The organism is Natronococcus sp. JC468, from assembly GCF_012163165.1.
GTDB lineage: Archaea > Halobacteriota > Halobacteria > Halobacteriales > Natrialbaceae > Natronococcus > Natronococcus jeotgali.
On sequence record NZ_JAAVUO010000014.1, the window covers coordinates 80948 to 93796 of the forward strand.

The following is a 12849-nucleotide window of genomic DNA, read 5'->3' on the forward strand; positions in this document are numbered from 1 at the left end:
GGGTGTGTGGATGTGTCTGTTGCGACCGGGAACGGTAGTCGGCGGACGGTTCAACTCGAGCGCTTGCGGATCTCCGCGGTGCGGGTGCCGGAGTAGACCGGTTCGTCGTCCTGATTGAACGCGATGTGTTCGAAGCGGACGGCCCCAGCCTCTTGGCCGGTATCCTCGGCCTCGAGCACGCGGGTGAACGCGTAGACGGTATCACCGGGCGTGACGAACGTGTGGAACTTCTCGTCGTCGAAGCCCACCTCGCGGTAGGTGTCCTCGTCGGAGCGAGCGTGGCCCAGCGCCGTCGATCGGGTGACGTCGCCGTAGGTGACGATGTCGCCCGACGGCGAGTCGGCCATGACGTCGGCGTTATGGTGCTGTTTGGCGGTGTTCAGCGTCGCCAGCGGCAGCCCCGCGACGGTCGTGTCGTCCTGCGTGCGACCGCGCTCGTGGCGGTAGGCGACCGCGGCGTCGCGATCGTCGGCGCGCTCGAGGGCCTCACGGAAGTCCTCGAAGGAACCGCCCTCGGGAGTGACGAACTCGTCCGGGAGTGCGGGCTCGTCGCCGTCGGGCTCCTCCGCGGCCGCAGCACCGCTGCTCCCGCCGTCGGTCGCCACCGGCTCCCGGCGCGGGATCATGTTCGTCCGCTCGTAGGAGCATAGGACCTCGTCGGTCTCGGCGTCCCTGCCTCGAGTGCGCCAGGTGACGATCCCGTACTCGGGCCGGGAGCTCGAGGTCGCCGTGCTGACGACCTCGCTCTCGACGCGCAGTTCGGCGCCGGCGTAGACGGGGGCACCGGGGAACCGAACGTCGGTACGCCCGAGGAAGTAGCCGCCCTTCTCGCTCAGATCCTCGACGGTGATTCCCAGCGTGGCGGCGGTGAGGTAGTCGGGGTGGATCGGGGGCTCGTCGAACCCCCGCTCACGGGCGGCGTCGGTCCGCCAGTAGGCCGGGTCGTGGTTTAGCGTCTGGCTCATCCACGCCTCGTTGCCCCACCGCGTGAGCGTGAGTCCCGGATCGTGCTCGATCAGGTCGCCCTCCGCGAAGGCCTCGAAGTAGTTGCCTTTCTCGCGGGTATCGGCGCGCTCGAGCGCGCGCGAGAACGTCTCGGTGTCGGTCCAGTCGATCGATCGCGGCTCGCTTCGCTTGCCGCTCTCCGTTCCGGAGTCGCCTTGTGACTCCCTAGTCATCTGCGGCCACCTCGTCGGTGTTCGTCCGTCGTCGGTCTCTGTTCCGTCTGTTGACGGTTCGTCGCATCTCGTTTTCCACGATCATGTAGCCCTCGTCGAACCCCATGCCGGGCTTTGCCAACACCTGCGCGGCGTCGGTCGCGAGCGCGACGTGTGCGCAGGCGCGTGCGGAGGTTTCGGTTTCGTTGCAGGTGCCGCCCAGGTAGGCGCGGGTGTCGGTTCCCTCGCAGTACCGCACCGCCTGGCCGCTGCGGTGGATCCCGCCGAGGTCGGGCGTCTTGATCTGGACGACGTCGGCCGCGCCCCGATCGACGAACGCCCGCACGTCCTCGAAGGTGTTACACCACTCGTCGGCGACGACGTCGACGCCGACGCCGGCGTCGGCCAGTCCCTCGCGGAGTTCGACCATCGCCTCGATCTGTGCTTCGCGGTCGCCGACGTCCATCGGTCCCTCGATCTGGATCGGGAACGGCGCCGCGGCGTCCTCGAGCGCCCGGAAGTAGTCGACCACTTCGTCGCGGTCGTAGGAGGCGCCGAAGACCTCGCCGATCATGCCGTAGACATCGATGTGGAACCGGGGGTCGTAGCCGTCGGGGCCGAGTTCCTGCGAGCGCCGAGTGAGCCAGTCGACGTACTCGAGCAGGGTCTCGCCGTCCTCGCCGATCTTCTCGACGCTATTTATGAGGCCGTGGGGCAGGACGGGGACGCCCTTGACGAACATCTTCTCGGTGTTGACGTAGCGGTTGTCGCCGGACTGTCCGAAAACGGGAACGGGTTCGGTCGCCGGCTCCGTGCCGAGCTCGTCCGCGAGGACGTCGGTTCGAGTCGTTCCCGAATCGTGGGCGGCCGCGGCAAGCAGCGCCTGGGAGACGCCGTAGCGGATCGCCGTGTGGAGCCGGCTGCCCTCGAACTCGCCGTTCTCGAGCAGGTCGGCGTTCGCGAGGAAATCGCTCGCCTCCCGACCGATCAGCTCCTCGGCGACGGGACCCTCGACGACGGGGGCGTACTCCTCGGCGCGGAACAGCGGATCGCGTCCGCCCGCGCCCGAGTACTGGACCGCCGCGCAGTCGCCGCGGTGGACGCTGCCGTCCTCGAGTTCGACGTCGACGATCAGCGTCTCGCCGGCCTGGCGGATCTCGTCGAATCCCTCGGTGACGGGGTCGCCGTCGTAGGTAAAGCCGTCCTGTCTGGCGCCCTCCTTGATCGCGCGCTGGTCGTCGAAGAAGAACCCGCTGTAGCCCGGCGTGGCGTGGATCGCCTCAATCCGCACTGCCGACACCTCCCTTTCCCTGCGGGCGGCCGATGAGTTTCCCGTCGCTGATCGCGTCGACGTCGTCGGCGACCATCCGGAACGACTCCTCGCGGCCCTCGGTGTCGGCCCGCTGGGAGAGCCGGGCCTTGTGGATCTCCTTGATGTCGTCGTCCATCTCGAGGTCGGCCCACTCGAAGATCCGCACGCGACCGTCGTCGTCGCGTGCGGGCAACACCGCGCCCTTCGCGCTGTCGCTCGGGGCGAAGGGGACGTCGAGCGCCCCCGAGTCGAAGGCCTCGATCGTTCCCCGAACGACGTCGCCGTCGCCGTGGGCGAAGATCGTGTCCATGAGACACCGGGTCTCCCGTTCGATCAGCTCCTGTTCCTCCGCGATACCGTCGATGTCGATGTTTTGCTCGATCGCCATGTCGATGACCTGTCGCGTCGTGCGGAGTCCGGAGGCGTTTGCCTCCTTCGTCGGCACGCCCTGGAACTCCTGGGGCGATTTCGTGATAACCTTGTCCGGCTGTGCGATGGCGGCGGTCATCCCGCCGAGGCTGATGACGCCGTTGGCGCGGGCCTCGTCGGGCGGGAACCCGCCCATCCACTCGTGGAAGACCGTCGTCACGCACACCTCGTCGGGGAGGTACTCGTCGCCGAGCTTCTGGAGGGCGTTCAGGGCGGCGACGTCCTGGACGACGTTGCCGACCTGTCCGTACCCCAGCGTGATCGAGCGCACCCCCTGGGTGGCGGCGAGCTGGCCCTCGACGATCATGATCGCGATCGCGATCGACGGGGGAACGAGGGTTCCCGTCAACGGGCCGAACGGCTCGCGGTTGATCCGCACGCCGCGTTCGGTGTAGGCGCCCGCCAGTCGATCCACGAACTGCCACTTCTCGATGGTCTCCTCGAGTCCGTGGCGCTTCGTGTAGGGGATGTTGTAGGATATCGGGCCGCCCTCGAAGCTCTGGAATCCGCCCGCGAAGGTGATCGCCGCCAGCAGGCGGGCGTCGGGGGTGCCGTGGCGGACCTCGATCGGAGCGTCGAGGGCCTCGATCAGCTCGCGACAGCCCTCGATCCCGTGGTTGACCGCGGGGAAGCCGTTGAGGGTGTCCTCGCCGGTCTCGCGGGCCTTCTCGAGGCCCTCCTGGGCCTTTCCGTACTCGTTGTCGCGCGTGTAGGAGTCGATCGTCGTCGGGAGCAGATCTGCCTTCCCGTCGTCCTGGAGGTACTCCAGCAGCTCGATCTGGTCGTCGAGCCGCGGGACACCAGCGCGCGGCTGCAGGAGGGGGTTGTCCGCGGATTCGAGTACGTCGGCGAAGCGTTTGCTCGCCGGCAGCGACTCGTGGTAGGCGATCGCCTCCTCGAAGTCGACGTCCTCACCGGTGGACCAGTCGGACCGAATCTCGTCGTCGATGCGCCGTAGCTCGTCGGACGGAATGCGTTCGTCGCGTATCATCGAGTGTGGACTATGACGTAACGGTGACCTGATCGGATTCGGAGGTGGTCACGTGGAGGTCGCGCTCGAGGGCGGCGATGGCCTCCTCGGGGTCGGTCTCGGAGTCGAAGACCCGATCGAACCCGAGTTCCTCGAAGGTCTCTCGGGTCTGCTCGAAATCGTCCTGCCCGACGGCGAGGTTGCCGCCGATGTAGGTCATCGCGTCGACGTCGGCCTCCTCGAGGACCTCGTGGAACCCCTGGCAGTCCTGCTCGGCGTGACCGTAGAGCGAGGAGACGAGTACAGCCTCCGCCGAGTGGGCTACCGCTGCCTCCGCGAACTCCTCCTGGGAGGTCTGGACGCCGAGGTTGACGACGTCGAAGCCAGCTGCGCTCAGGGCCTGCTCGAGGATCGTAATGCCAACGACGTGGGCGTCGGAGCCGATCACGCCGAGGACGACCGTTCGGGACATCGTATCCAGAACCATGAGGAATACCCGTATAAAGTTAATGGTTGATCATGATAATACTCCTTAAACAGCCTAACACCACCCCCTTGAGAGACAACCACACCTTCATGATCTATTGCAAAGGTTTTTGCGCCTGTCCCGAACACTCGCCTCCATGGGCGCACTGTCGAATTTGCGCGTGATCGATCTGACGCAGGTGCTGGCCGGCCCGTACTGTACGATGCTGCTCGCGGACATGGGCGCCGACGTCGTGAAGATCGAACGTCCCGGCGGCGACCTGATCAGGTCGAACCCGCCCTTCCTCGAGGACGCCGACGACGAGGCCTACGGCGGCTACTTCCAGAGCGTCAACCGCGGCAAGCGCAGCCTCGAGCTCGATTTCAACGACGAGTCCGACCGCGAGGACTTCCGCTCGCTGGTCGAGGAGGCCGACGTCGTCGTCGAGAACTACCGCTCGGGGACGATGGAGAAGTACGATCTGGGCTACGAGACCCTCACCGAGTACAATCCGGAGCTGATCTACTCCTCGATCCGCGGGTTCGGCGACCCGCGCACGGGCGAGACCCACCGTCAGGGCCAACCCTCCTTCGACCTCATCGCGCAGGCGCTTGGCGGCGTGATGGAGATCACCGGTCACGAGGACGGTCCCCCGACGAAGGTCGGCCCCGGAATCGGCGACCTCTTTACGGCGACGCTGAACTGCATCGGCATCCTCGCCGCGGTCAACCACCGCGAACAGACCGGCGAGGGCCAGTACGTCGACACCGCGATGTACGACGCGATGCTCAGCATGACCGAGCGCGCCATCTACCAGCACTCCTACACCGGGGAGGCGCCCTCCCGCCGCGGGAACTCCCACCCGACGCTGTTTCCCTACGACGCCTTCGAGACCGCCGATGGGTACGCCGTGGTCGCCGCCTTCGGCACCAACCACTGGCGGGAGGTCTGCGAGGCGATGGACCGACCCGACCTGGCCGCGGAGTACCCCGAAGCAGCCGACCGCCTCGAGCACCGCGAACGGTTGCGCGAGGAGATCGCCGCGTGGGCCGGGGAGATGGAGACGGAGACGCTCGTTGACACCCTCGAGGGACGGGTGCCGGTCGCTCCCGTCCAGAGTACCGACGAGATCTTCGACGATCCCCACGTCCGCGACAGGGAGATGCTCGTTCCCGTCGAACAGCCCGGTGCCGACGGAACCGTCGAGATCGCGGGCTCGCCGATCAAGATGACCGAGACCCCGCCCGAGCCCGGCGGACGGGCGCCGCTGCTCGACGAACACCGCGAGGAACTGCTCGAGGACGACGAGCCCGAGCGCACCGACGCCGGAACGGCCGCCGACGACTGATCGACGGCAGGTAGGCATCGCCCGCCGAACCGTCTCGCGGCGAGATCGGAGCGGAGAGTAATCCTTTTGCGGTCCCCACACACACCTCGGAGTATGGACTGGCCATTCGACCCCGACGGGGAGCGAGGCAGCGAGGGAATGCGAAAGTTCGACATGCGGATCATCGCCGACAAGGTCGACGAGGACGAGGACTTCCCGCTCGACCGCGACGAGTTCGTCGCCGAGCACGGCGACGACCCGATCCGGATCAACTACAAACGCGTCGTCCCGATGCGGGAGATCTTCGAGTACGTCGACGAAACGGAGTTCGAGACGATGGTCGACATGCACAAGGCCGTCGGCGCCGCGATGCGAGCCGGCGAGTTCTGGGAGTACCACCCCCAGGGCGCCGACCCCGAGAAGAAACACGCCTGAGCGGCGTCACGGATCTGGATTACGTACCACTTATACGACGCCGTTCGAAACCTTCGGGTACCGTGACGAACACGCAGGTTACGCTCCTCCAGATCGACAACTACGGGCCGTGGACCGTAACGCCCGAGCCGCGGCGGGAAGCGGACCTCCAGACGCTGCAGTCGCGGCTGTACGCCGACGTCTCCCAGTTTGTCGGCACCCGCGACGGCTACGTCTTCTTCACCCGCTTCGACAACATCATCGCCGTCACGAACGGACTCTCGCTCGAGGATCACGCGCTGCTCCAGGAATCCGTCGACAACCGCTATCCCGTCACGCTCAGCCTCGGCGTCGCGACCGGACGGACGCCGGCGCAAGCGCTCTCGGACGCGACCACGCTGCTCCAGGAGGCCGGCAGCGCACAGGACAAGAACCGTCGGGAGTGTCTCGAGGGACGAACCATCGACGACGCCCACCGTACCGACGGCGATGTCCAGATCGCTCACTTCGACGTCATCGACGCGACGGGCGAGTACACCGACGAACTCAACGCCTTCGATACGTTCATCGAGATCGAACAGGGCTACGCCTCGCTCATGCGATACATGCGACGGGCCCACGACAGCCTCGCCTTCTTCGTTGGCGGCGACAACGTCATCGTCGTCTGTCCCGACCTCGAGGCCGACGCCTACGAGGAGGCGATCCACCACGTCGAGGACGAGGCCGACGTCGAGCTCCAGGTCGGGGTCGGACGCGGCGACGTCGCCCACGAGGCGGGCATGGCCGCCAAACACGCACTCGAGGGCTGTCGGGCGAACGGGACCAGGGTCGAACTCGACTGGTAACGGCTCGAGCGGGCTCGATCGCCGAATCTCGACGACCGCTCTCGAATCACGTACGTTTGTCACGCGTTCACTTAACCGTGCCGGAGATAGTTTTTAGCCGGTCCGAGGGATGTGTACACATATGGAACAGGAACTGTCCGTCAGGGAGGTCCTGACGACCGAATACGTCGGCGTCAGCGAGTCGGATTCCGTCCTGGAGACCGTCCGCCTGATGCGCGAGGAGCGGGCGGGCTGTGTCCTGGTCGTTCGCGGCTCGGAACCGGTCGGCATCATGACCGAATGGGACGTACTCGGACTCGTCGCCGAGGAGGGCGATCCCGCCGACACGACCGTCGGCGAGGTGATGACCAGTCCGGTGATCACCGTCGGCGCGGGGTGGTCCCTGGCCGACGCCGCGACGACGATGGGACGACAGAACATTCGAAACCTGGTCGTCGAAAGCGACGACGGGATCGTCGGCGTGCTCACCCAGCGCGACGTCATCGCGGCGGCCGGCTCCTTCCAGGGCGCGACGAGCGGAACCGTCGAACCGCCACTCGAAACCGACCGACCGATCGACCAGTCCAGAAGCCCCGGTCCGGGCGAGGACCTCGACGCCGAACCGTTGCCCAACGGCGGCGACGAGTTCTCGACGCAGGGGGTCTGCGAGGCCTGCGGTTCGCTCGCGGATTCGCTGTGGGACGCCAACGGGCGGTTGGTCTGTTCGGACTGTCGCTCGGTGTGATAGCAAACCCTTTCTGACCCTGTCGCCGACCCGTCGACAATGCCTCCGGAGACACCGGTCGTCGAGCCGGCGACCCAGGCGGATCTCCCGGCGATCACCGAGCTGTGGGTCCGGCTCGCTCGCGGTCAGCGTACCCATGGCTCCTCGGTTCGCGCCGCGGAAAACCGGGAGACGATGCGGGAACTGCTCGCCGGCCATCTCCACACCGACGGCCTACTCGTCGCCCGCCTCGAGGACTCGATCGTCGGTTTCGTCTCGTTCTCGCTCGAGCGGGGCGCCCTCGAGCTCGAGGCGACCCGCGGGCTGATCTCAAACGTGTACGTCGAGCCCGCCGCCCGCGGGCATGGCGTCGGAACGGCGCTGCTCGAGGCCGCCGAGGACGCCCTCGCCGACCGGGGCGCGGCGGTCGTCGTGCTCGAGGTGCTGTCGGACAACGAGGCGGCCAGACGGTTCTACCGAGGGTGCGAGTACGAACCCTACCGGGTGTCGATGCGACGATCGCTCGAGGACCGATCGGAAAACGATACACACTCAAAGGAGGACGGGTAACTCTCCCCTGGGCCAGGGGAGCATGGGCGGTTCATGCACTCGACTTGTAATCGAGACTTCGTGGGTTCGAATCCCACCCCTGGCTTGGCGTCGCGAGCACTCCCGCGAGCGACGGACAGTCGCGTGGGTTTGAAGGAGAGAACGGCCTCGCCGTGACCGTCGTTCGAATCCCACCCCTGGCTTGCCGGGCGGACGCGGATCGCCGTTCCTCTCACTTTTCGTAGTAGATCAGCTCCCAGAGACGAGCGGGCCGGAGCAGTCGTCGTACCGCCGACACGAACTTTCAGTCGGCTCGAGTGGTCACGAGCGGCGGGTGGGTCGATCCGTTTCGATTGGTGCGCCGGTCGGCGTTGCGCTTCATCGCGGGCTAATTCGACGACAGCCGGATATAGTTCCGAAATCGATCCGCTGAACCGGGTGAAAATTCCGTAGTGTTCTGTTGCAGCCAGCACAACATCGCGGGACGTATAAGTTCTACGGGCGGGTCCGCGTGAAACTGTTCTATTTTGGTACTCGTCGGCGGTGACGGCGTTATTTCTGCGCTAAATCGAACCGCCAGTACGGGGTAACGGCCCCCACTTCGGCCGGAAAACAGTTGAATCGCGCCGTTCGTGAACTGATATCCTTTCATCTCAAATTACTTCGAGTATATGTATAACCGATCCGTTTCTACGGAAAGTCGTAATGTCGAACGACTCTGGTAGATGGCTGACAGGTAGACGGTCGTATCTGAAAGGATGCCTTGCTGGTCTCGGAACGCTTTCGGTCGCCGGGATGACGTCCGGGTCCACGGACGCGAGCGCGAGCGAAGACGACTACAGCAACGTCGTCGATATGGTCGAGGCGGGTGCGGACCCGAACGGGAACGAGTCGATCACCTCCGTCGTACAGCAGAACATCGCGGACGACACGCTGCTGCGGTTCCCGGAGGGGGAGTACTACATGGACTCCCAGGTGCGGTTTACCGGGTTCGACAACGTCGGTATCGTCGGTGACGGCGCGACGCTCGTCCCCGCGAACTACGGCTCGTTCGACGGACCGCAGTACCGACTGTTCCGTCTGGGAACGAGCGGATCCCCGGGTGGATCCCTCTGGTTCGAGGGGTTCGACGTCGATCAGACCGCCGCGAACACGGGGATTCGCGTCATCAGCGCCGAAGTGAGCGACGAGCTCGTCGTTCGAAACGTCTTCGTCCACGGCGTTCACGACAGCGGAACCTGGGGCCCGGCCCTGTTCAACATCACCGACTCCGACGGCGTCGGCCTCGTCGACTGCTTCCAGGCGTTCGACGGCGGAGAGCACGTCGACGAAACGCCCAACGGCGGCCGCTGGCGCGGTGCAACCGGGATCATTCTCAACGGCAACCACCGGGGCCACATTACGTTTAAGGAGTGCGTGCTCGGCGGATTCCCGGACAACGGGCTGTACGCCTCCGGCGGCAACGGCCGCATCGATATCGAGGGTGGCTGGTACGAGAACAGCGCGACCGCCTCGGTCCGCCTCAGCGGGAACGAGGGATCGATCTCCGAGACGATCCTCGCCGTCGACGACAATCCGACGGGCGCGGAGGGACAGCACGCGGTTCGTCTCGATCAGGGGAACTTCACGCTCTCGAACGTCACCGTCGACACGCCGAACCCGAACGGCGAGTCGATGCGTATCATGGACGGCGTCGACTCGGTCACCGTCGAGAACACGCTCGTCAAGTCCGGCGGGCAGTCAACGGCTGTTCGGATCGACGACGGCGCCGGCGACGTCACCTTCGAGAACTCCGAGGTCGATATCGACGGCGGCGGCTTCGCGTTCCGCGTCCTCGGCGGCGACGCGGGCGAGGTCACGCTCGAGGACGTAAACGTCGTCGGCGACGCCAGCGGCTCCCCCGTCCAGCCGGCGATCTTCTGTGAGCGCAGCAACTGCCGGTTCGACGGTCTCTCCGTCGAACAACTCGGCGGCAGTCGTCGGCGCGGGCTCGAGCTTCGCGGGAGCGACTACGAGATCACCGACAGCGAGTTCGAGACGAGCCACATCCCGATCATCGTCCACAACGCCAGCGACGTCGACATCCGGAACACGTACGCGCGCGCGGCCGACGGCAGCACGTCGGTTCACATCCGCAGCGGTTCCAGCGACGTCTCCCTGCAGGGCAATGACCTGCCCCAGGGCGTCGACGACCGCCGATAACTCGAGTCGAAGGGATTCGCATCGCCGCGATCGGAGGACGGTCGTTCTTTTGGTCCGGCGTCGCCGACGTGTTCGTCGCACAACCGTCACGGATAGCTATCAGTACGTCCCGGGACGACTCCTCCGGAAACGAGAGTATCTCAAATTCGGTCCGAATCCGATGCATAAATCTGGGCAATAGTAGCATTATCCGTGGTGTAACGCTCGATAGCGTCCACAGATATCGGCCTGAGGACAGTGGATTTATATATGCCGGCAGAAAGACTCCGGCCGATGCTACTCTCAGTCGATCGCCCGAACGCAGCTACCGGTACGTCGTTGAGCTACGAGGTCATCGCCGCCGTTGCCGAGCGAGAGGGCGTCGATCCGATCGATATCGAACCGCCGGAGTACGACGCCCTCTACGACGTCATCAATCCCGAGGCGCTCGACTCGCTGTTCGCTCCCCGAGAAAACGGGCTGTCTCGAGCGGGCGGACGCGTCGAGTTCGTCTACTGCGGGTACCGCGTAACCGTTACCAGCGGCGGCGACGTCGACGTCTCGGAGCTCGAGCGAACGAACGAGTAGCCCGAGCGGACCCGTGTGATCCTCTCGCGTGCCGTCGCCGGGAAGCGGCGGTGCTCGCCGCGGGAACGGATCACCCGTCCGAACACGCCGCCTCGAAGACTGACTCGTGGAGTCGATCCGCGACGAGCTCCAGCAGCGGTTTCATGTTCTCCGTATCCGCACGGTTGTACTCGACGAGTCGCTCGAGGGCGGCGTCGTCGCCGCGCTCGTACTCCCGCCAGAGCCGAACGGCGTCGCGACCGCTGAGGTCGGGCATCTCGCGGCCGATTCCCAGCTCGCGCTCGATCGCCTTCAGCCCGCCGTCGAGCCCGACCTTCTTGCAGGGGTACATGAGATCGACGTGCGGCGTCGTCACGTCGAGGTCGTAACAGGTTTCGAGGAAGGGAACGTCGAAGCGTTGCCCGTTGAACGTGACCAGCAGGGACGACTGCGCGAGCTCCTCGCGAAGTCGCCGGGCGGTCAGGTCGCGTCCCCGAACGAGCGTCTCGGTCTCGCCGCCGCGGTGGACCGACACCGTCGTCACGTCGTTCGTGGCGGCGTCTAACCCGGTCGTCTCGATGTCCAGAAAGGCCGTCTCCTCGCGGACGTTCTCGTAGAGGCGCCACCGGCTCGCGGCCGGGAGCGCCTCGGCGAACGTCGAGACGTCGCCGCGCTCGAGGTGGTCCCGCCCCTCGTCGATGAACCGCTCGATCCGATCCGCGAGCGTGTCGCCGACGACGCCGCCGTCGAACTCGTTCCAGTGGGTCACGCCGTTCTCCCAGAGGCGGCGCTCGGTGGCTTCGCCGACGCCGCGAACGGGGATGAAGCTGTTCTCGATTCGCACACCAGTGTAGGGGCGCCAGCCGGGCAAAAGCGCTTGGTTCCGCGCGGACGAACGGCGGTTCGAACGCCCGGCTTTTGGTCCCGGCCCGCGTAGGAGGGGTATGGTCGACTCCGACGAGGAACTCGCCGCGGCGATCCGCGAGCTCGCGCGAACGATCGAGGAGCTACGGACGGAACTCGAGGGCTCGTCCCGTCGGGGCCGTCGGTTTCCGGCGCCGCGACCGCCGACCCCCCGCGAGCTACTCCGGGTCGCAGACGAGGTCGCGATCCCGGCGCTGCTGGCGACGCTGGAGTCCAGCGTCCGCACCCTCGAGGCCCTCCAGCGGGGCCTCGAGATCGTCCGCACGGAACGGGAGATGCGCGATCGGGTCGGCGAGGAGGGCGATCGCGCCCGGTCGCGCGCGAGCGAGGTCCGCCGAACGACGCTCTCGCAGCTCGATACCGTCCTGGCGGAGCTCCAGCGGGCGGCTTCCGACGGCTCGCTGCCCGCCGACGAGGACGCTCGAGAGCTCCTTACCGAGGCCCGCGAACTCCGCGACGAGGTCGACGGCCGATTGCGAGACGCGATCGACGGGCAACGCGAAAGCGCCGTGGACGGGCCGATACGGATCGATATCGAGCAGTCCGACGAAACGGACTCGGACGACGACGCGGAGGCTGACGACGAGCCGGACTCGAGCGTCGACGTCGACGCGGAGCTCGAGACGCTCAAGGATCGGTATTCGGAAGAACACGAGAGCAACGGGGACGGAGACGACGCAGCCGGCGAGGAAACCGACGACTCCGGCGACGACGACCCTCAGACCGGTTCGAACCGGTAGCCGTCCCAGTCCTGGCTGGCGGGTTCCCTGATGCCCGCACCGGGTTCGCGCAGCTCCTCCGTGTAGACGGGTTCGACCTCGTCGCCGGTCTCGACGTCGCCGTCCGTCAGTTGAACGAGCGCGCGGACCGACGTTTCGGCGTCCTCGTCGGCGACGCCCTCGCGTTCCGAGGTCTCGAGGGCGTCGCCGACGTCGGACTCGACGATCGCGAGGGGGGTGGGGTCGCGGGCGCCCGGCGGGGGCGCGGGGCTGGGCCTCCCGGGGG

14 protein-coding genes and 1 tRNA gene are annotated in these 12849 nt (G+C 66.4%); 9 read left to right on the plus strand and 6 right to left on the minus strand.

Annotated elements, in window-relative coordinates; all coding sequences use genetic code 11:
- Positions 1-50: 50 nt before the first annotated feature.
- The 4 genes from mch to glmS are packed head-to-tail and all read right to left on the minus strand — an operon-like array spanning position 51 to position 4355.
- Complete coding sequence (gene mch / locus GWG54_RS10460; protein WP_167937711.1) at positions 51-1178, minus strand: 2-methylfumaryl-CoA hydratase; 1128 nt, start codon at positions 1176-1178, stop codon at positions 51-53.
- Entirely contained in the window at positions 1171-2448 is a 1278-nt protein-coding gene (locus GWG54_RS10465; RefSeq protein WP_167937712.1) for a methylaspartate ammonia-lyase, read from the minus strand. The genes mch and GWG54_RS10465 overlap by 8 nt, the downstream gene beginning before the upstream one ends.
- Entirely contained in the window at positions 2438-3889 is a 1452-nt protein-coding gene (locus GWG54_RS10470) for a methylaspartate mutase subunit E (protein WP_167937713.1), read from the minus strand. Before GWG54_RS10470 ends, GWG54_RS10465 begins: the two co-directional genes overlap by 11 nt.
- Before the next feature lie 10 nt (positions 3890-3899).
- Positions 3900-4355 (minus strand): methylaspartate mutase subunit S, encoded by a 456-nt coding sequence (gene glmS / locus GWG54_RS10475; RefSeq protein WP_167937714.1) that lies wholly within the window; start codon positions 4353-4355, stop codon positions 3900-3902.
- A gap of 136 nt (positions 4356-4491) precedes the next feature.
- Here glmS and mct point away from each other — a divergent pair, with 136 nt between their 5' ends.
- The 8 genes from mct (at position 4492) to GWG54_RS10515 (ending at position 10941) form a co-directional block, all read left to right on the plus strand.
- Positions 4492-5682, plus strand: coding sequence for a succinyl-CoA:mesaconate CoA-transferase (gene mct, locus GWG54_RS10480; protein WP_167937715.1), 1191 nt, complete (start codon positions 4492-4494; stop codon positions 5680-5682).
- 93 nt (positions 5683-5775) lie between these two features.
- On the plus strand, positions 5776-6096 hold the full coding sequence (locus GWG54_RS10485; RefSeq protein WP_167937716.1) for a DUF5785 family protein: 321 nt from the start codon (positions 5776-5778) through the stop codon (positions 6094-6096).
- 62 nt (positions 6097-6158) lie between these two features.
- Entirely contained in the window at positions 6159-6920 is a 762-nt protein-coding gene (locus tag GWG54_RS10490) for a GTP cyclohydrolase III (protein ID WP_167937717.1), read from the plus strand.
- A gap of 121 nt (positions 6921-7041) precedes the next feature.
- Positions 7042-7644, plus strand: a complete 603-nt coding sequence (locus GWG54_RS10495) for a cyclic nucleotide-binding/CBS domain-containing protein (RefSeq protein ID WP_167937718.1) — start codon at positions 7042-7044, stop codon at positions 7642-7644.
- A gap of 39 nt (positions 7645-7683) precedes the next feature.
- The gene (locus GWG54_RS10500; protein WP_167937719.1) at positions 7684-8193 is read left to right on the plus strand and encodes a GNAT family N-acetyltransferase; all 510 of its coding nucleotides are present in this window, start codon (positions 7684-7686) and stop codon (positions 8191-8193) included.
- Positions 8194-8204: 11 nt separating this feature from the next.
- Positions 8205-8278 (plus strand) — tRNA-Thr (locus tag GWG54_RS10505).
- A gap of 689 nt (positions 8279-8967) precedes the next feature.
- Positions 8968-10374 carry a hypothetical protein gene (locus tag GWG54_RS10510; RefSeq protein ID WP_167937720.1) on the plus strand — a complete coding sequence of 469 codons (1407 nt, stop codon included), beginning with the start codon at positions 8968-8970 and terminating at the stop codon, positions 10372-10374.
- Between the two features lie 273 nt (positions 10375-10647).
- A complete protein-coding gene (locus tag GWG54_RS10515) occupies positions 10648-10941 on the plus strand; it encodes a HalOD1 output domain-containing protein (RefSeq protein ID WP_167937721.1) in 294 nt (97 codons plus the stop codon).
- Positions 10942-11011: 70 nt separating this feature from the next.
- On the opposite strand, the gene GWG54_RS10520 is transcribed toward GWG54_RS10515, so the two are convergent.
- Positions 11012-11764, minus strand: coding sequence for a ribonuclease H-like domain-containing protein (locus tag GWG54_RS10520; RefSeq protein WP_167937722.1), 753 nt, complete (start codon positions 11762-11764; stop codon positions 11012-11014).
- A gap of 100 nt (positions 11765-11864) precedes the next feature.
- Here GWG54_RS10520 and GWG54_RS10525 point away from each other — a divergent pair, with 100 nt between their 5' ends.
- Positions 11865-12584: a hypothetical protein gene (locus GWG54_RS10525; RefSeq protein WP_167937723.1), complete on the plus strand. Its 720-nt coding sequence runs from the start codon at positions 11865-11867 to the stop codon at positions 12582-12584.
- On the opposite strand, the gene GWG54_RS10530 is transcribed toward GWG54_RS10525, so the two are convergent.
- A partial coding sequence (locus GWG54_RS10530; RefSeq protein ID WP_167937724.1) for a nucleic acid-binding protein occupies positions 12563-12849 on the minus strand: 287 nt, incomplete at its 5' end. The genes GWG54_RS10525 and GWG54_RS10530 overlap by 22 nt on opposite strands.

Excerpts from the sequence above, each read along its gene's own strand:
- GWG54_RS10495 (WP_167937718.1), top strand. The coding sequence starts at position 7,042 with ATGGAACAGGAACTGTCCGTCAGGGAGGTCCTGACGACCGAATACGTC.
- GWG54_RS10515 (WP_167937721.1), top strand. The coding sequence starts at position 10,648 with ATGCTACTCTCAGTCGATCGCCCGAACGCAGCTACCGGTACGTCGTTG.
- GWG54_RS10470 (WP_167937713.1), bottom strand. The coding sequence starts at position 3,889 with ATGATACGCGACGAACGCATTCCGTCCGACGAGCTACGGCGCATCGAC.
- GWG54_RS10485 (WP_167937716.1), top strand. The coding sequence starts at position 5,776 with ATGGACTGGCCATTCGACCCCGACGGGGAGCGAGGCAGCGAGGGAATG.
- GWG54_RS10510 (WP_167937720.1), top strand. The coding sequence starts at position 8,968 with ATGACGTCCGGGTCCACGGACGCGAGCGCGAGCGAAGACGACTACAGC.
- mch (WP_167937711.1), bottom strand. The coding sequence starts at position 1,178 with ATGACTAGGGAGTCACAAGGCGACTCCGGAACGGAGAGCGGCAAGCGA.
- mct (WP_167937715.1), top strand. The coding sequence starts at position 4,492 with ATGGGCGCACTGTCGAATTTGCGCGTGATCGATCTGACGCAGGTGCTG.
- GWG54_RS10525 (WP_167937723.1), top strand. The coding sequence starts at position 11,865 with ATGGTCGACTCCGACGAGGAACTCGCCGCGGCGATCCGCGAGCTCGCG.
- glmS (WP_167937714.1), bottom strand. The coding sequence starts at position 4,355 with ATGGTTCTGGATACGATGTCCCGAACGGTCGTCCTCGGCGTGATCGGC.
- GWG54_RS10500 (WP_167937719.1), top strand. The coding sequence starts at position 7,684 with ATGCCTCCGGAGACACCGGTCGTCGAGCCGGCGACCCAGGCGGATCTC.